14 protein-coding genes are annotated in these 17,004 nt (G+C 68.5%); 9 read left to right on the top strand and 5 right to left on the bottom strand.

Features of this window, described 5'->3' with window-relative positions; translation table 11 throughout:
* Positions 1-55: 55 nt before the first annotated feature.
* Both R2APBS1_RS09200 and R2APBS1_RS09195 read right to left on the bottom strand, forming a co-directional pair.
* Positions 56-1,228 (bottom strand): hypothetical protein, encoded by a 1,173-nt coding sequence (locus R2APBS1_RS09200; RefSeq protein WP_015447731.1) that lies wholly within the window; start codon positions 1,226-1,228, stop codon positions 56-58.
* Between the two features lie 67 nt (positions 1,229-1,295).
* Entirely contained in the window at positions 1,296-2,600 is a 1,305-nt protein-coding gene (locus tag R2APBS1_RS09195) for a hypothetical protein (protein WP_015447730.1), read from the bottom strand.
* A gap of 433 nt (positions 2,601-3,033) precedes the next feature.
* On the opposite strand from R2APBS1_RS09195, the gene R2APBS1_RS09185 reads away from it, so the two are divergent.
* The 8 genes from R2APBS1_RS09185 to R2APBS1_RS09150 all read left to right on the top strand — a co-directional run bounded on the left by R2APBS1_RS09185 (position 3,034) and on the right by R2APBS1_RS09150 (position 11,968).
* A complete protein-coding gene (locus R2APBS1_RS09185) occupies positions 3,034-4,899 on the top strand; it encodes a DUF3857 domain-containing protein (protein WP_015447728.1) in 1,866 nt (621 codons plus the stop codon).
* Positions 4,900-4,907: 8 nt separating this feature from the next.
* Entirely contained in the window at positions 4,908-5,951 is a 1,044-nt protein-coding gene (locus R2APBS1_RS19290) for a SprT-like domain-containing protein (protein ID WP_015447727.1), read from the top strand.
* A gap of 9 nt (positions 5,952-5,960) precedes the next feature.
* Positions 5,961-7,178 carry a hypothetical protein gene (locus R2APBS1_RS09175; protein WP_015447726.1) on the top strand — a complete coding sequence of 406 codons (1,218 nt, stop codon included), beginning with the start codon at positions 5,961-5,963 and terminating at the stop codon, positions 7,176-7,178.
* A gap of 778 nt (positions 7,179-7,956) precedes the next feature.
* Complete coding sequence (locus R2APBS1_RS09170; RefSeq protein WP_041676720.1) at positions 7,957-8,535, top strand: hypothetical protein; 579 nt, start codon at positions 7,957-7,959, stop codon at positions 8,533-8,535.
* Between the two features lie 35 nt (positions 8,536-8,570).
* Positions 8,571-9,245, top strand: coding sequence for an SOS response-associated peptidase (locus R2APBS1_RS09165; protein ID WP_015447724.1), 675 nt, complete (start codon positions 8,571-8,573; stop codon positions 9,243-9,245).
* A gap of 61 nt (positions 9,246-9,306) precedes the next feature.
* Positions 9,307-9,948, top strand: a complete 642-nt coding sequence (locus tag R2APBS1_RS09160; protein WP_015447723.1) for a LexA family protein — start codon at positions 9,307-9,309, stop codon at positions 9,946-9,948.
* 9 nt (positions 9,949-9,957) lie between these two features.
* Positions 9,958-10,623 (top strand): translesion DNA synthesis-associated protein ImuA, encoded by a 666-nt coding sequence (gene imuA, locus R2APBS1_RS09155; protein WP_015447722.1) that lies wholly within the window; start codon positions 9,958-9,960, stop codon positions 10,621-10,623.
* Positions 10,583-11,968 carry a Y-family DNA polymerase gene (locus R2APBS1_RS09150; protein ID WP_015447721.1) on the top strand — a complete coding sequence of 462 codons (1,386 nt, stop codon included), beginning with the start codon at positions 10,583-10,585 and terminating at the stop codon, positions 11,966-11,968. The genes imuA and R2APBS1_RS09150 overlap by 41 nt, the downstream gene beginning before the upstream one ends.
* Before the next feature lie 13 nt (positions 11,969-11,981).
* Here the strand turns inward: R2APBS1_RS09150 and R2APBS1_RS09145 are convergent, their stop codons facing one another.
* Both R2APBS1_RS09145 and R2APBS1_RS09140 read right to left on the bottom strand, forming a co-directional pair.
* Positions 11,982-12,716 carry a hypothetical protein gene (locus tag R2APBS1_RS09145; protein ID WP_015447720.1) on the bottom strand — a complete coding sequence of 245 codons (735 nt, stop codon included), beginning with the start codon at positions 12,714-12,716 and terminating at the stop codon, positions 11,982-11,984.
* 198 nt (positions 12,717-12,914) lie between these two features.
* The gene (locus R2APBS1_RS09140) at positions 12,915-13,373 is read right to left on the bottom strand and encodes a hypothetical protein (protein ID WP_157769713.1); all 459 of its coding nucleotides are present in this window, start codon (positions 13,371-13,373) and stop codon (positions 12,915-12,917) included.
* 146 nt (positions 13,374-13,519) lie between these two features.
* Here R2APBS1_RS09140 and R2APBS1_RS09135 point away from each other — a divergent pair, with 146 nt between their 5' ends.
* Entirely contained in the window at positions 13,520-16,591 is a 3,072-nt protein-coding gene (locus R2APBS1_RS09135) for an error-prone DNA polymerase (RefSeq protein ID WP_015447718.1), read from the top strand.
* 65 nt (positions 16,592-16,656) lie between these two features.
* Here the strand turns inward: R2APBS1_RS09135 and R2APBS1_RS09130 are convergent, their stop codons facing one another.
* Positions 16,657-16,947, bottom strand: coding sequence for a hypothetical protein (locus tag R2APBS1_RS09130; protein WP_015447717.1), 291 nt, complete (start codon positions 16,945-16,947; stop codon positions 16,657-16,659).
* Between the last annotated feature and the right edge of the window lie 57 nt (positions 16,948-17,004).

Raw genomic sequence — 17,004 nt, 5'->3', positions numbered from 1 at the left:
GGTTTTTTTTTACCTGCTGTGCAGCCGAAGCCGGATGCCAAGGAGAGCGTGGCGGCTACGGCGCCCGCATGCCGGGCGCCACGCGCTGGCGCACGAAGGCGAGCAGCTCGGTCGGCCCGAACTGGTGGAACGTCTTGCAGGCCTGCTGCAGGGCAAGCACCGTGAAGTCGGCCAGCGCATCCACCTCGGTCACCGGAAGGACCAGCATCGGTGCGCCCTTGTCGGACATTTTCATGAACAGCTTGCCGCCGTCCTGGTTCTCGAGCGAAAGCGACTTGACCTTCGACTCGCCGTGGTTCTTGAACTCCGCAGCGCCGGCCCAGCCATACAAGACGGCCAGCAGATACAGAAGCTCCTTGCGCATCAGTTGGAAGCGGATCTTGGAGTGCTTCCAGTCGTAGGTCTTTTCCTTGTCCGGTACCGCGGCGGCCATCTCGACCATGAGGGTGGGCCCTTGGCTCCCGCTGTCGGAGGGCTCGACGCACAGTGCCGCCCGCTTGCCGTATGCGCGCGCCTGAGGCCGATCATGGTTGGCGTCCGCGGTCTGCGGCGACGGCGTGCTTGCTCGAGCGGCAGGCGCCGGCGGGCGATGCTGGGGCCGCTCCGCCGGCGCCGCAGGTGGCGCGGGCGCACGTGCCGGCGCGTCGGTGCCGGCGAAGCCATCGTCGTCGTCTGAGATCGGCGGCAGTTCGCTTGCGGCGGACGGCCGGAGCTGGCCGCGGGCCGCCCGCACCACGGCATCCGCGAGCACCCGGCGCAACATCGTTTCAGCCTCCGCGCGGGCGGGGCCACCTTGGTGCACGTCGCGCAAGGCGGCAATGAGGTCGGTACGTCCGACCTGCTGGAGCAGGACGTCCATCTCCGCCACGGCGAGCGGCCGATGCAGGCGCGTCGCCTCCAGCTGTGCGTTGAATTCGCCGAGATTTTTCGGCTCGGCGAAAGGGGCAGGCGCCGCGGCAGTGGGCGCCTGGCGGACCTGGTTGATCGAACGCAGCAGGAACGCGCGGGCGCCGTCGCTGTTGCGGGCGCGGTTGTGCAAGGACGTGAGCGCGCGGATGACATCGGCACGGTCGAACTGCTCGACGAGCCGTTTGTGCTCCTCGGGCGTCAGCGGCCCTGGCAACGCATGGGCATGGAGCCGTTCATTGAAGTCAGCGAGGCTCCTGGGGGCAACAAAGCCAGCGACCGACGGGTCGCGCGCCTGCGCGTGAGCATTGGGTGGTGCCATGCGGAAATCTCCAGCGAGAGTTCCACTTGTACGGCTAACCGGGTTTCCCGCAAGGCCCGCGGGACGGTTATGGAGTAAGCCCGCGAATTTCCACCATCTCGATCAGCAGCAACACGATGATGAGGATCACGGCGGCGAGCACGGCCCGACGCCAGCGGGACAGCTTGGGGTGCCCATACCTGATCCAGGCACGGCGCGCAGCGTCATCTTCCACCATGGCTTCTCGATCTCGCAGCAAGCTCTCTACGTCGTCCTTGGACGCGCCTTGCTTGTGATCGTCGCGCATGACCCGTCGCAGCACAGCGAGGTCGCGAGCGGTCACCGCGCGGTCCACCTGCCACAGGCGATCGAATTTGGACCGCCGGCTGAGGTAGAGCGCCATGGCGGCCTCATTGGAGCCCGCTGCCAAGGATAGAAACGTCGTACCGAGGGCGTGGTCTTCGTATAGCGCGGGGTTGAAGGGCATGCCGGCGAAGAACGCCGCCGCGTCGACGTCCGCCAACGTCTCTAGCTCGTCGTCGCTGGACACATTGGCCAACGCCATCGAAGCGGCGCGGGCAGACGCAAAGGCATTGCGCGCCGGCAGTTCTACGCGACTGCCAAAGAGGATGGCAAGAAGCATCTGCACCCGAAACGCTGAGCTGCCGGAGGCGTCGCTGCTGACGTCGGGGTGCCAGTGAAGGACCGTCGCCGCGACATCTCCCGGTGGGAAGGTGGTCCCGGGCGCGCGATCGTCGTGCAGGGCCGTCAGGAAACCCGCCAAGGCGGTTGCCAGCGGCTCGGCTGGTGGCAACCAGCGGACGCATTCGAGGAGTGCCGAAGGCAGGGACTGGCGCGCGGCGGCGTTCGGGAGGCGCCGACTCGTATCAAAAAGGTCGCCCAGCGACGGGTTCTCGGCTAACCCCTGGAAGATCGCCGGCCACGACGGATGGTCGGGAGACAGGCTCGACGCCGGTCCGCGTCGAAGTAGGACATCCAGCAGGCCATCCGGGGACAACCGCGGGTTAGCCATGAAGACCTGGAGGTCCGCCGGGTCGCCGGAACATAGCAGGGCCGTGGCTTGGTCGAGGTCCAGCACGCTCGCGCCCCAGCCGGTGGCCTTGTAGTAGGGGTTGGCCAGGACGGCAAAGCGGGCCAGAGGATCCTCAGTGCGGTTGTAGATGCTGCGCACCGCCCGCGCGTCGCGGCCAAACGCCGCCACCGCCTGATCACATAGGGCGTCGGCTCGGGCCGCCAGCTCGCGCTCGGCTTCGGCAATCTCAGGGCTTTCTGGCTGTAAGGCGGCGTCCCGCAGCGCCTGCATGGCGTAGGCCCCGTCGCGAATGCGCAGCTGCGCTGCAATCCAGCGGGGGTGAACCGTAACGTCACGCATAGGTAGATGGCCGCGCCAGCAGATGGAGGAACCGACCATGGTAGCTAAACGCCATGCCCGGAGGTCGTGAGCCAGATCGCATGCGGCGTGGGTCGATGTGCCGCCAGTCCCCAGTTGAAGGCCACGACCGCGACCCGCTCAGCCGAGGGGCAAGCCCTAGCATGGAGGTGCCTCTCGAGGACCCACGAACCATGCGAGCGCTCCCCCACGCCCTAGTGTTCATCGCCGTGCTGCAGATCGTGGCAGGTGTTGCGGCGTCACTCAAGCCTGCTTTGGCGCTGCCGCTGATCGGCGTCGACGCCGCCACCGCCATTCTGTGCCTCGTAGTCCTGTGGCTGGCTCCTCCCACCCGGCGTCCGTCCGCTCCGCGGCGGCTTGCCATCCACCAGAGTCGTCCCTTGCTGCGGCACGGGGCGCCGAAGGAAGCGACTCGATGAAATGCTTTTCCGCGCCGGCGTGCGCGCTCCTCGCAACCGCGATGCTGCTGCCGCTGGGAGCGGCAGCCGAGGATCCCCACGTGATGGTGGTGCTGGACCGAGCAAGCATCCAGGTCTCGGCATCCGGCGCCACGGTGGTGGATCGGACGCAGATCATGAAGGCCATGGATGCCGAAGGGGTGCGGATGCTCGGCACGCTGACCATTCCGTTCAATCTCGCGCGCCAATCGGTCGACATCAAAGGCGCGTCAGTGGTCATGCCGGACCAGACCATGCGCGAAGTCGGCGCCGGCGACATCGCTACTCACCCGTGGCCGACTCCCGTGGCGGCTCCGTCCTACCGCGACGTACAGCGAAAGGAAATCCGATTCGCCGGCCTTCAGCCAGGTGCGGTGGTGTCGGCGCACTACGTCATCCGCACTGACCGACCCCTGCTGCAAGGGCAAGGGGGCTATTTCCAGGTCGTTTCCCGCGCCTTTCCCATCAAGGAACTGCGCTTCGATGTGAGCGCCCCGGCCGCGATGCACCTCAATGTGCGCGTGAATAACATGCGAACCGACCACCAGAGGATTGGAGGCACCGAGCACTGGACCATGACCGCCGACAAGGTCGCGCCACTGGTCAACGTCGCGTCGACCTCGACCCTGCTGGCCAAGAGCCCGTTCGTGGCGATCGGTCGGTCCGCGGACCCTCGCGCAGTCGGCGTGGCCTACCTCGGCCGGATCGCACCGGCGGAACGGGTGACCCTCGAGCTGCAGCAGCTCGCCGACTCGATCGGCGAGAACGCGATTGATCCGAGCGTGCTGGTGCGGCGCTATTACGCCTGGATAAACGCGCACATCGCATTGGTGCCCGTTCCCCTGGGGCTGGCCAACGACAGGCCGCGCGCCGCGCAGGACATCCTGCTTTCAAAGTACGGCACGGCAGAGGACCGCGTGATCCTCCTTCAGGCGCTGATGCACGCCAAGGAGCTGCCGAGCGACCTCGTGTTCGTACCGAGCCTGCCGGTGATGTGGGGCGATCAGCTACCTCTCGTGCCGGAGTTTCAGGACAAGCTGTTGCTGACGGTCGACAACGGCCAGCACGTTCTCGACATCGGCAATCCCGTGCTCGCGCTCGGTGAATACGACCCCGAGGACCACGGCAAATTCGGCATTCGGATCGGGCCGGGCGGCGGCGTGGCTCCGCTGCAGATTCCCGATGCCACCGCGACCACCAGCAACGGCGGTACGGCGACACAGCTCGTGATGCTGGCCGATGGCAGTCTGCAGGGATCCACCACCGTGGCCGCCTACGGCGACATGGCCGCCAGCGCCAGGCACGACGTGTTCGCCAATGACCCGATTGCTCTGCGTGGCCTGGTCAGTCGGAATGCGCCCGTCGGGACGCAACTAGCCATCGTGCATACGGATGATCCGCTGCAGCCGTCCAATCGGTTCGTCATCAACACCACCTTCACCGTGCCCGCTTACCACGGGCTCACGGCGTACCGAATGCCGATTCCGCGCGTGGTCACCGGAACCAGGCCCATGGATGCCTTCGCCGCCCAGCGTGGCCCAGGGCTCTGCCAGCGCACCGTGCGCAGCGAGGAAACGCAGCTCCATTGGGTGCTTCCGGTAAGGGTCGACGTGCCCAGGAATGTCGACCTTTCGGTGGGCGCCGGCCTCGGTAGGTACCAGGCGACGTACATCTACGACGACGCGAGCCGGACGCTCCGCGTGCAGCGCTCGGTCACCCTCCAAGCAAATCCGGTCCAATGCGACCCAGCGCAGCAGGCGCAGTTGGCCAAGCTCGCGGAGGCGGTCCGCGCTGACATCGGTGCGACCTTGACCGTCACTCCAGTCGCCGTCGCGGCGCGCTGAGCCCTCCCATGGATCGCTCGCGGACGCCGACTGAGCAGGCACATGAGGAGCTGGCACATGCCTTCGAGGTCCTCAACGATCGACTGTTCGATGCCGAACTCCCGCCGTGCCTGATCACGCTGCAACGCAGTCGTGGCTTTCGGGGATTCTTCTCCGCCCACCGGTTCATTCGGGCGGACGCCACGACCACGCACGAGATCGCGATGAATCCGCAGATCTTTGCGCTGGCCACGCTCCCGGAGGTCCTCAGCGAGCTGGCACACAACATGGTTCACCTGTGGGCGCACATGCGTGGCGTGCAGGGACGGCGCGGCTACCACTCGAAGGCGTGGGCCGACCGCATGGAGGCGTTGGGTTTGATGCCCAGCAGCACCGGTCGGCCGGGAGGCAAGCGCACCGGCGAGAAGGTCGAGCACTACATCATCGAGGGTGGGCCATTCGACGAGGCGGTGCGCGATCTGGTCGCCAGCGGCTTCGGCATCACCTGGCTGGACCGCGTGGCGTCGCCGTGGCTGGAGGGCGAGGACGCTGGCTCATCGGAACGAGAGCACCAGCTGCTCGGCAGCCAGCTGCTTGGCCGCATGGGTCTGCTGGTGAGCCAGGTGCAAGACGACGAGCCAGAGCTCGACGCCATCGACGGACGGCACACGCCGGCCGACGCCGCCGCGCAGGTGGCACTTGACCAGCGCCAGGAGCCTGCGCCAGAGGACGCGTTCGACTGGGGCGCACCTGGTCCTGCAGCGACTGAGTCGTATGTGCTCCCGCAGGACGACGATCGGGGAGCCGAAGCGCTTTCGCCAGCCGACGGCCGCCCGCGGCCCGCGCAGGAAGGTGGTGCCGTCATCTTGGATTCGGGCAGCAAGGCGCGGGCGGGGGAGGAGCCGAAGCCGGTACCCCTGATCAGCGTAGGTGGTCAGCCGGAGCCGGGCAGCAAGCCGCGGCGGGACAAGGTGAGGTTCACGTGCCCGTCCTGCGGGCAGAAGGCATGGGCGAAAGGCACGGCTTGCCTCGACTGCGGTACCTGCAAGGTCGCGATGACGTCGAGCGCGTAGGAGGAAACCATGCTCCACATCCACAATCGCCAGACTCGCACAGCGCCGGCGCCACAATCCACCGTGGAAGCACTGCGCCGGGCGTTTTTCACGGATGACCGCACACAGGACCAGTTGGCCGTTGCGCGCGCTGCGCTGGCTGACCTGCACCGCCAGCGGCTATGGCTCGCCTGCGACTGCGCTCAAGGGCCGGACGACACGTGGCCGATGATCGGCCCTCGCGATGGCCGTGGCGGCATGCACCCATTCCGGTTCGGCCATGTCGCCCACCGAGGGGATTGTCCGTTCGCCGGCGCGATCCGCCCGGTGGACCTCGCCGAGTCTGGGTCGGACGAAGACGGTCAGCTCGAGGGAAGGTGGGATCTCGCGGCCCTGTTTCCCATTGGACAGGACGCTGAGGAGCGCCAGAGCGTGATGTCACGCCTGTTGCGCACGGCACTCGCGCAACTGGGTTACGACCGCCTGCATGTCTCCTCGTTTGCGAGCCAGGTGCCGGCCGGGCAGCTGCGCATGCTGGAGACGCCATTTGCGAGGCTGCGCCATCTCGGCGGCCAGGAAATCGACGGGTCGCATCTGTTTCGCGACGTCGGGACTACCTACCTGCCGGCGATTCCTCGCCTGCTCTCGACGCTGGGTCGAACAAGCGAACCAGCGGGCACGGTGTGCGGACTTTTCGTCGGCATCACCGAGGAAATTACGCTCGCTCAGAGCAGCTACGGTGCCGGATTCGTAGTGAGCAAGGATCAGCGCGGCGGCCGCTGTGCCGTGCCGGTGCAGGGCGGCATCCGGCTGCCGGTGGGCGACGACGGTCGCCACGGCCCATACTGGACATTGGCGCTCTGCGTAGCTGATGGCGACGGCCGCTGCCGCCTGGGTGATGTACTGCTGCTGCATGCCCTCGATCGGCGCACGCTGCTGCCGGTGCCGAGCGAGGACCACCGCGCGCTGGCGCGCCTGCTCCTGGAGCAGATGCACTTCTGGCGCGGATGGAAGCGGCTGGAGTTGGAGGTCGAGCTGGCCGCGCCACTGTTCCCGTCGCCATACCCGCGTGCACCGGCGTTCGAGTTGGTGCTACCGGATGCCAGGCGATTGGCGGTCGACCTTTCGTCTCACGTCGCCGAGATGTCGGACCACGACCAAGGCGTCGTCCTGGTGGATGCGGCACTCCCGCAGGAGAAAGCGCGGCGCCTTCTGACCGGCGCCGTGGCCAAGACCGCTGCGACGTGACTCGGGTGGCAAGGGGACTTGCGAGATCGGCGGCATGTGATGGGATCACTTCGTCGCAACGAGTGAGACGCGACGCCGGCCAGCGAGGGATCGTGCGGACCGTCACTGAAACAGGACTTGCGCGATCACGGAGGTGTGCTCACATCGGTCTCAAGGAGCGAGACGGTCGCCAGGAGGATGGCATCGGGGCAGGGAGCCCAGACAGGCGGCACGGACGCCGCCAGCGCCAGGAAGGCAGCGCACGGGCAGGACGCCGAGGAGGAGGTAGGAGTCGGGCAGGAACGCCCAGGCAGGACGCCAGGCAAGGAAAGCGAGCGACGGCAAGGGAATGCCAGATTTTGGAGTTGGTGGTCAGGCCGCCGGGTGAGGATACCCAAGGCCGTGGAGACCCGGCCTGACCGCCACGCAGCACGCCGCCATTGGCGGCGGAGGTTGGGAGCCGAATCTCCAGTGACGGAGATGCCCAGCCTCGAAGCATCAGGCAGCTCCCCCCTGTGCTGCCTGAACACCCGCCACGCCGCTAGGTGTCGCGTTCCGAAATCCACGCGGAGTCGTGGTGACCAGGCCCAAGGATGGGCCTATCGGTTCTGTCGGGGACGCAATGCGGATTGATCGGGCGATGGTCGCCTACGATTGTCGCGCATGCACCAGATCCGAGTGGTGGAATGAGCACGGACCAGGTGGTCGCGATGGAATACCGGAAACTCCGAGGCGACTGTCGCGAGCAGGACGACTAAGGGCAATACTCAGGCCGATGGACGAGTATCGACTCCGAGAATTGACGACGGTCGACGGGAACACGCACCAAGTGCCGGTCGGTATCTCGTATATGCGCGCCGCGCACTTGTGGCGCGTGACCTTCGCAAGCCGGCGGTTTGGCCAGCAATATTTCCCGGCCAGTGACACGGTAGTCGGGCTGGCCAAGGCTGTCACCGAGCTGGAGCGCCGCCGCAGAGCGATGCGCCGCGCAGGGGAGCTCAAGCACACCGACAAGGTCGAACGCGACCACAAGTCCGTCCGCACGGGGCGGCCAGGTGTGATGTTCAGCTGGTCCTCGCGCAACCGGGCGTTCTTCGAAGCGAAGGCCTCCTCGCTGCCATACGGAAGGACGCTCAGATTCCCGCTGCGTGGCGAGGATTGCGACGATCCGGAGGCGATCTGTCGCCTGTGGGCACTTGCCGTGGCCACGCGGGATTACCTGGTCTTCGAGTTGTCGCAGGGCCGCGGTGAGGCAGTGACGAAACTGACCGTCAACACCTTGCCCGAGAAGGTCCGGCGCAGGGCCCGCATGCTCGAGTTCACACCGACAGCGCACCGGCGGATTCTCGCCGACATCCGGCGGATGCGGCCGCGGTAGAGAGGCGTCCCGCAGCCGGTGCTACGCTCCCGCCCATGTGCGGCCGCTTCGTCCAGCTCCCTCTACGCTTTCCCGGCGACCTTCCGGCGCCGACGCTGGCCGACGAGCTGGCGAACCTCACGCCGCGCTACAACCTGGCGCCTACCCAGCGCGCGGCGGTGGTTCTCGACGCCGACGATCAGCTCGCGGTTCGCCGGTTGCGGTGGGGGCTGCTCCCGTTCTGGGTCAAGGACCTCAAGCAGTCCTACTCGACGTTCAATGCCCGCATTGAGACGGTGGCCACGAAGCCCGCGTTCCGCGCGGCGTTCAAGGCACGCCGGTGCGTCATCCCCATGGCCGGCTACTACGAGTGGCGACTGGAAGGGAAGGTGAAGCAGCCCTACTACCTGACCAGGGCAGACGGCCATGATCTGTTCGCGGCTGGGCTCTGGGAGCCTCGGCACCCGCTCCAGGATGAGGATGAGGCCGGCTCCTGCACGATCATCGTCACGGCATCCGACGGCGCCGCCGCGACGATCCACGACCGCATGCCGGTGTGCATCCCGGCCGAGCTGGTGGAGGAATACCTGCGCGCAACGCCGGACGACGCGATGGCCCTGATGCTGGCGGTGCCCGTTCCGGATCTGGTGGTGCGGCCGGTTTCCCGCAGGGTCAATGCGTCGCGTGACGACGATCCGCAGCTGCTCGACCCGTTCACGCCGCCAGAGTAGGGCTTGGCAGTCCTGACCGGACCGAGTAGGCTTGAACGTCCGTTCAAGTTGACCCGCCGTCATGCCCGCCGCGCGCCGCACCATCCCGTTTGCGCAATCCGCCCCAGCGGTCGAGGAAGCGCTGCGCGCCTACTACGCCAAGCACGGCATCCTGCCGAGCCTCAGCGAACTGCTCGAGGCGCTGCAGTCCCACAAGATCACCAGCAAGGGCACCCTGGCTTGGATCATCGACCGGCTGGAGAAGGCCGGTATTGTCGGCCGCGCCCCAGGTGGTCGGCTCAAGCCCGGCTGGAACTTCGCCGGCTTCCCGATCGGCCGGCCCGTGCCCGCCGGCGTGCCGGATACCGGGGACACCATGCCGGAGGAGCGCCGCTCGATCGACGCCTGGCTGGCACCCAATCCCCTCATCACCCGTCTTGCGCCCATCCGCGGCGACTCGATGGTCGACATGGGGCTCCTGGACGGCGACACCGCCGTGTATGAGGTGCGCCAGCATGCGGATGTGGGCGAGATCGTGTACGCGCTGATCGACGGCGAGGAGACGTTCAAGCTGCTCGCATGCGATGACAAGGGCCGCTACCTGCAGCCGGCCAATGCGGACCCGCGCTACCAGCCGCTGCGGCCGAAGCAGTCGCTGGACATCCTCGGGGTGGTAATCGGCACCTTCGGCCGCCGGCGGGGCCGCGCGGCGTCGCGCAGGTGAAGGTGGAGCATGTCTGCCGTCGTCCACCATCTGCCGTGGGAAGGCGAGCTTCGCGTCGCCGGGGTCCGCCGCGCCGGCGAGGTGGCGGCGCAGCCGCGGGGCACGGTACCCAGCGGGTATGCACCCCTCGATGCAGTGCTGCCCGGTGGCGGCTGGCCGCGCGGCGCACTGGTGGAGCTGCAGCTGGCCAACGCCGGCATCGGTGAGCTGAGGCTGCTGGCCAGCGCGCTGGCGTCGCCGGAGCGTGCCGGGCGGGTGGCCTTCCTCGCGCCACCGGCGGAGCCTGGCCTCGCTGCCCTGCATGGCCTGGGCCTCTCGCCGCGAGCCATCACAGTTGCCCGTCCGCGCGAGGCCCGCGATCAACGCTGGGTGGCCGAGCAGGTGTTGCGCAGCGGCGCCTTCGCCGCGGCGCTGCTGTGGTGGCCGTCGCCGCTGGACGATCGCATCGCGCGCCGGCTCAGCCTGGCGATCGCCGCCGGCGGTGGCCTCGGATTCGTCTTCTGCCGGCCATCCAGTGTCGCCAACGGCGTGCCGTTGCGTCTGGGCTTGCGCAGCGTCGGCACCGGCGCGCTGCAGGTCGACGTCATGAAACGCCGCGGCCCGCCGGTGGGACCGGTGCACCTGGAGTGGGGCGATGCTGTGGCTCGCCTGCCAGTTTCCCTCGCTCGCGGTTGAGGTGCCGCCCGGGGCGACCGGCGTGGGCCGAGTCGCCGTTGACGGCGTGGTGCGGCAGGCCTGTCCGCTCGCGCAGGCGGCAGGCATCCAGCCGGGTATGCGCGTGGCCACCGCGCGGGCGCTCCTGTCGCCGCTGGAGGTGCGCCATACCGATGCCGCCTCGCGGGGCAGAGCGCTGGCCGACCTTGCGCCGAGGCTGGCGACGATCACATCGCAGGTGATGCTGGCGCCGGAAACGGACACGCTGCTGGGTGAGGTGGGCGGGAGCCGGAGGATGCTCGGCGGGCTGGCCGGCGTGCGCCGGGCGGCACGGGGCGCCTTCGAGGATGCCGCGGTGACTTGGCGCGCCGCGATTGCGCCGACGCCGGCGGCGGCCGCCATGCTGGCCGGGTATCGGCCGGGTACCACGGTGGCCAACCTCCAGGAGCTGCGCTCCGCGCTGACCGACCTGCCGGCGTCGGCGCTTCCGCTGCCGCCGGCCGCGCACCAGCTGCTGCGCCGGATAGGCGCCAGGCGAGTCAGCGACGTGCTGGCCCTGCCGCGTGCGGGCCTTGCGCGCCGGCTCGGCGTGCCGGCGGTGACGCTGCTGGCGCGCCTGCTGGGCGAGCGTCCCGATCCGCGCGAGAGCTGGGTCCCGCCGGCGAGGTTCGTGCGCGAAGCCGACTGGGACGATGCGCTGGCCAGCGTGGAGATCCTGCAGTTCCCTCTGCGCCGACTGCTGGGTGATATGGCCGCCCACGTTGCGTGCCGTGGCGAGCGCGCGACGGCTTGGTCGCTGGTGCTGCGTACCGACGCTCGCGCCGACGCCGCGATCGCCGTTGCGGCCGCCGCCGGCACGGCTGATGCCCGGCAGCTGCTGGACCTCACGGTCGCGCGGCTGGCCAGTGCACCGTGGCCAGGGCCCGTAGTCGCCATGCAGCTCCGTCTTGATGCGGCCCGGGAAGCGCTCGGAGCGGCGCAGCTTTTCGGTGACGATGGCGATGAGCAACTGGTCGCGCTGCTCGACCGCCTGCGCGCACGCCTGGGGGATGCCGCTGTCTACGGCCTGGCCGCCGTCGCCGATCCGCGGCCGGAGCGCGCGCAGCGCCGCGTGCTGCTCGCCGGCGAGGACACTGCGGCGGTGTCGCCGCGGCGGCGACCGGCCTGGCTGCTGCCGGCGCCGGTGCCGTGGCGGTGCGATCCGGCGCGGCTGCTGGCCGGGCCGGAGCGCATGGAGTCGGGCTGGTGGGACGGCGGCGACAGCCGGCGCGACTACTACGTGGCGCGCGGCGACGCCGGCGCCACGTGGTGGGTCTACCAGGACCTGCGCACGGACGCCTGGTTCGTGCACGGCTGGTTCGGGTGACGCCGTGTCGTCCTTAGAACTTCGGCTCCTGCATCGACGGAAAGAGAATTCCGTTCCGCGTGGGCGAGTAGAGGGCGCCCTGGCGTGCTGCTGCGGTGAGCTGTTCCGCCTGCCAACCCTCATGCTCCAACTGCCGAATCAAGTCGGGCGTGAGGGGCACAGCATCGTCCTGGCCAAACACCTGGCCGATCGACTCCTCGGCCGGCTGCGCCGGGAGCAGGAACTCCCGCAGCCCGTCAATCGGATACCCCCCAATGGCGCGGTGGCCGATCAGAGGATGGTCCAGGTCGACCTCGAAGAACGCGCCGCGCAACTCGTAGTGCCCTTCCCAGAGGATTTCCAGTCGCTCAGGCTCGTCGCGGATCGTGGGCGATCGCCGCTCACCGCGCCACATGAGGCAACAGGCCTTGTGCCCGATCGGGTCCAGCAGCCACGCGTCGCCGAGGCCGGTGGAAAAGAGGAGGAAGGGCTGCGTGGTCGAGGTTTCCGATCCGGTACCGACGATGCCGACCTGGCCGCGCTCCTCGAGGGTGAGGATCTTCGCGATGGTGGACCGAAGCGACCGGTCCTCCTTGACGCCTTCTGTCTCGCGCTGACACAGCGTGACGTGGTGCCAGTGCTCATACCCGGCGGTGCGCGCAACGCGATTCAGCAGGTCGGCGTGCCTGCCGCCACCATTGCGCTGAATGCGTTTGGCTTGCTTCTTGAGGGATTCGACCTTCGCGGTCGTGGTGGGGATGAAACGCATGACGCTGACTCCTCGCTGGAGGCGAACGCCCGGTGCTCACTGCCAAGATTCGCCTGCAGAGGGGAATCAGGGATTGAAGGGTGGAAACCGTGCCGCGAGGCTTTGCCATCGGTGAGCAGCTGGCGCCGGTCGACGCCGAGGCTGAGCGTACCACGATGGCAGGAGCGCGGCAGCGGTACCGGTATGGCCCACGCCGTGTCAGATGCTGCGGAAGGGCGACCAGCAGAAGCTGTAATCCAGCTCGCCATGGACATAGACCACCGTCACGGACTCGCGGACTTTGCGCCCACGGCCAGCATGCAGCGGAGCGTACGAGGCGCGGAGCGCGTCTTGAGTGATCGGCGCCGGCGCCAGGTCGATGAGCAGCAGGATGCGCGCGGCGGCCTGGGACCTGGGGATCTTCGAGAGTTTGATCAACTCGCTGTGGTTCGTGGGTCCGTACAGCTCCGACATGCCAGTGGGTTTGCGGACCGCCAGCTCGAGCACGGTGGGGGAGGTGCTACCGATCCGGAAGTCGATGCGGCTGGGTTTGGCTACACGGTGGAAGTGCACATGTTTTTGCCGCGACACCGGTACCCCAGGATGGGCGCCAGTCAGGTACGCGTAGAAGATTGGGTCCAGACCACGTTCCGTGGTTTGGGGGTTGGAGTAGTGCATGCGCATCGTGATGAGCGCATGCCCCGCAGCTCTCGCGTGATCCGGTCCGAACCCCATCTCGATTTCCCCTTCCTGCCGGTGCAAAGTGTACTCCCGCGTCCATCAGCGACGCTGCCGGCCGGGGGCACCAGCCGGAGCGTCGTGCCGTGACTTACGCCGAACTCCACTGCCTCTCGAGCCTCTCCTTCTTACGCGGCGTGGCCAGCGCGCGCGTGCTGTTCGAGCGCGCGGCGGCGCTGGGCTACCACGCCCTCGCGATCACTGACGAATGCAGTTTCGCCGGCATCGTCCGCGCGCTGGAGGCATCCCGCGCGACGGGCCTGCCGCTGATCGTCGGTACCGAGCTGGCGCTCGAGGATGGCGCGCGCCTGGTGCTGCTCGCCGAGGACCGCGCCGGCTACGCGACCCTGTGCCGCCTCATCACCGCCGCGCGTGCCCGCGCGCCGAAGGGCCGGTACGAGGCACGCTGGAGTGATCTTGAGGGCGACCACGTTGGCGTGCTGGCCCTCCTGTGTGCGGTCGATCGTCATGGCGCGGTGCCGGCGGCGTGCCGCGGCTGGGCCGCGCGCCTGGCCACCATGCTGCCGGGTGGCGCGTGGCTCGGCGTGGAGCTTCACCGCGGCGACCGAGACGCGGAGGCGCTGGCCACGTGTACCGGTATCGGCGCTGCCACCGGCCTGCCGCTGGTCGCCGCCGGCGACGTGCACATGGCCACGCGCAGCCAACGTGCGCTGCAGGACACCGTGACCACGATCCGCCTGGGCAAATCCGTCACTGCCGCCGCCGGCGAGCTGTTCCCGAACGGCGAGCGCCACCTGCGCGCGCCAACGGATCTCGCGGCGCTGTATCCGCCGGCGCTGATCGCCGAGACACTGCGCATCGCCGCACGCTGCCGGCTGGATCTCGGCACGCTCGGGTGCCGGCCGCCGCTGGACAGCGTGCCGGCCGGTGTTGCGCCGGCGGCGTGGCTGCGCGCGCTGGTGGCCGAGGGCGCGGCGCGGCGCTGGCCCAACGGGGTGCCGGCGCCGCAGGCGGCACAGATCGACCACGAGCTGGCGCTGATCGCCGACCTTGGATACGAGGCGTTCTTCCTCACCGTCCACGACATCGTCGCCTTTGCGCGATCGCGCCAGATCCTCTGCCAGGGCCGCGGCTCGGCCGCGAACTCCGTAGTCTGCTACGCCCTGGGTATAACCGAGGTCGACCCCGAACGCGGGCATCTACTGTTCGAGCGCTTCCTATCAAAAGAGCGCCATGAACCACCAGACATCGACGTCGATTTCGAGCACGAACGGCGCGAGGAAGTCATTCAGTTCATCTATGCGCGGTACGGCCGCGACCGCGCGGCGCTGACCGCAGCGATCACCACCTACCGGCCACGCAGCGCGGTGCGCGACGTGGGCCGTGCGCTCGACCTCGATCCTGATCTGATCGACCGGCTGGCCCGTGCGATGGACGGATGGGGCGACGCCGCGACGATGCCGACGCGCCTGGCCGAGACGGGTATCGACACCGACACGCCGGCGATGCGCCGCCTGCTGGTGCTGGCCATGCAGCTGGTCGGCACGCCGCGGCATCTTTCGCAACACGTCGGCGGTTTCGTCATCAGCGCGGCGCCGCTCGCCGAACTGGTGCCGGTCGAGCCGGCAACGATGGAAGGGCGCACGATCATCCAGTACGACAAGAACGATTTGTCGACCTTGGGCCTGCTCAAGGTCGACATCCTGGCACTGGGCATGCTGTCTGCCTTACGTCGGACGTTCGACCTCATCCGACGCCACCACGGCGTCTCCCTGTCGATGGCGGACATTCCGGCCGAGGACCCGGCCACCTACGCGATGCTCCGGCGCGCCGACACGGTAGGTGTGTTTCAAGTCGAGAGCAGGGCGCAGATGGCGATGCTGCCGCGCATGCGGCCACAGTGCTTTTATGACCTGGTGGTTCAGACGGCCATCATCAGGCCCGGACCGATCCAGGGCGGCATGGTTCACCCGTATCTGCGCCGTCGACAGGGCAGGGAAGCGCCGAGTTACCCGTCGGAGGCGGTCAAGGGCGTGCTGGAGCGCACGCTCGGCGTGCCGATCTTCCAGGAGCAGGTGATGCAGCTTGCGGTGGTCGCCGCCGGCTTCTCGGCGGGCGAGGCTGACCAGTTGCGCCGCTCGATGGGCGCCTGGGAGCGGCACGGCACCATGGAGCACTTCCGCACGCGCCTGCTCGCCGGTATGGCCGAGCGCGGCTACACCGAGGGCTTCGCGGAGCAGGTGTTCGAAATGATCCTCGGCTTCGGCGCCTACGGATTTCCCGAGAGCCACGCAGCCTCCTTCGCGCTGCTCGCGTACGCTTCTGCGTGGCTCCGCGCCCATTACCCGGCCGCGTTCCTCGCCGCGCTGCTCAACGCCCAGCCAGCCGGGTTCTACACCAGGGATCAGTTATTGCAGGACGCCCGTCGCCACGGCATCGCCACGCGCCCGCCGGACGTGAACGTGAGCGGATGGGATTCGCACCTGGAGGGGCCTGGCGGCCGCCCACTGCAGCCAGGCGATGTGAGGGGCGCGCCGGTGGTGCGGCTGGGCCTGCGCGAGATCAGCGGGTTCCGTGTCGACAGCGCGGCGAGGCTCCTGGCTGCGCGCAGCGAGATGCGGTTCAACGACGTTGCGGATCTGGCGCGCCGCGCCGCGCTCGACCAGCGCGATCTGCCGCTGCTCGCCGACGCCGGCGCGCTTGCCGGCCTGGCCGGTCACCGTCACGTGTCCCGCTGGGTGGCCAGCGGCATCGAGGCGACCTTGCCGCTCTTCGGCAGTACCGTGGAAGCGGCGCCAATGCTGCGCCCACCGACCCCCGGCGAAGACATGGCCGCCAACTATGCAGCGATGGGCCTCACCCCTGCCGGCCACCCGATGGCACTGGTCAGGCCAGCGCTCGCGGGACGTGGCGTGGCGACTCTGGATGAGGCACGTCGAGCACCGCACCAGCGGCGAATGCGCGTCGTTGGCCTGATCGGTTTGCGCCAGCGGCCGCCGGCGGCACGCGGCGTGACCTTTCTCACGCTCGAGGACGAAACAGCGTGGCTGAACGTCGTGGTATGGCCGGATCTGGCGGAGGAATGCGCGATCGCGCTGCGGTCCGGTGGGCCTGTGCGCGTGGACGGTCGGATCGAGCACGTGGACGGTGTGACACACCTCATCGCTGCGCACGTCGCGCGCCTCGATCGAGACTGAGATGGGCAGAGCGTCAGACTCGGACGGAAGGGCGGGTGGTGGGCAGAAGCGATGGCCCACCGAGGTCACACCGCCGCAGCACCCCCGTCGCGCGGGCCGGTGACCGAGGCGGCCCTTTGCGGGATCGACTCTAGGTCCCCCACGCGCGCTTCGAAAACACTCGAACGCGATCCGTACGCCCACGGCTTTGGCAACGCGTCCGGACGAATCCTCGCGAACCAATCCGTGACGGGAAGCGCGACTCGCGTCCCGAGCCGAAAGGCGCGCCGGACGTTCTCGACGACGCCATCGCACGGGCCGACAACCAGGTTGCCAGGAAAATGCACCTGGTCACCGATCACCGGAAGCGTATCCATGAACTAGCCCTCCTCGTTGGAGATGGTGTTCTACCACGCTGATAACTCCATGCAACG

Origin of the sequence: Rhodanobacter denitrificans (assembly GCF_000230695.2) — a bacterium.
Taxonomy (GTDB): Bacteria; Pseudomonadota; Gammaproteobacteria; order Xanthomonadales; family Rhodanobacteraceae; genus Rhodanobacter; species Rhodanobacter denitrificans.
The sequence above is the reverse complement of the archived record's forward strand: the minus strand, read 5'-3'. Positions and strand labels throughout refer to the sequence as shown.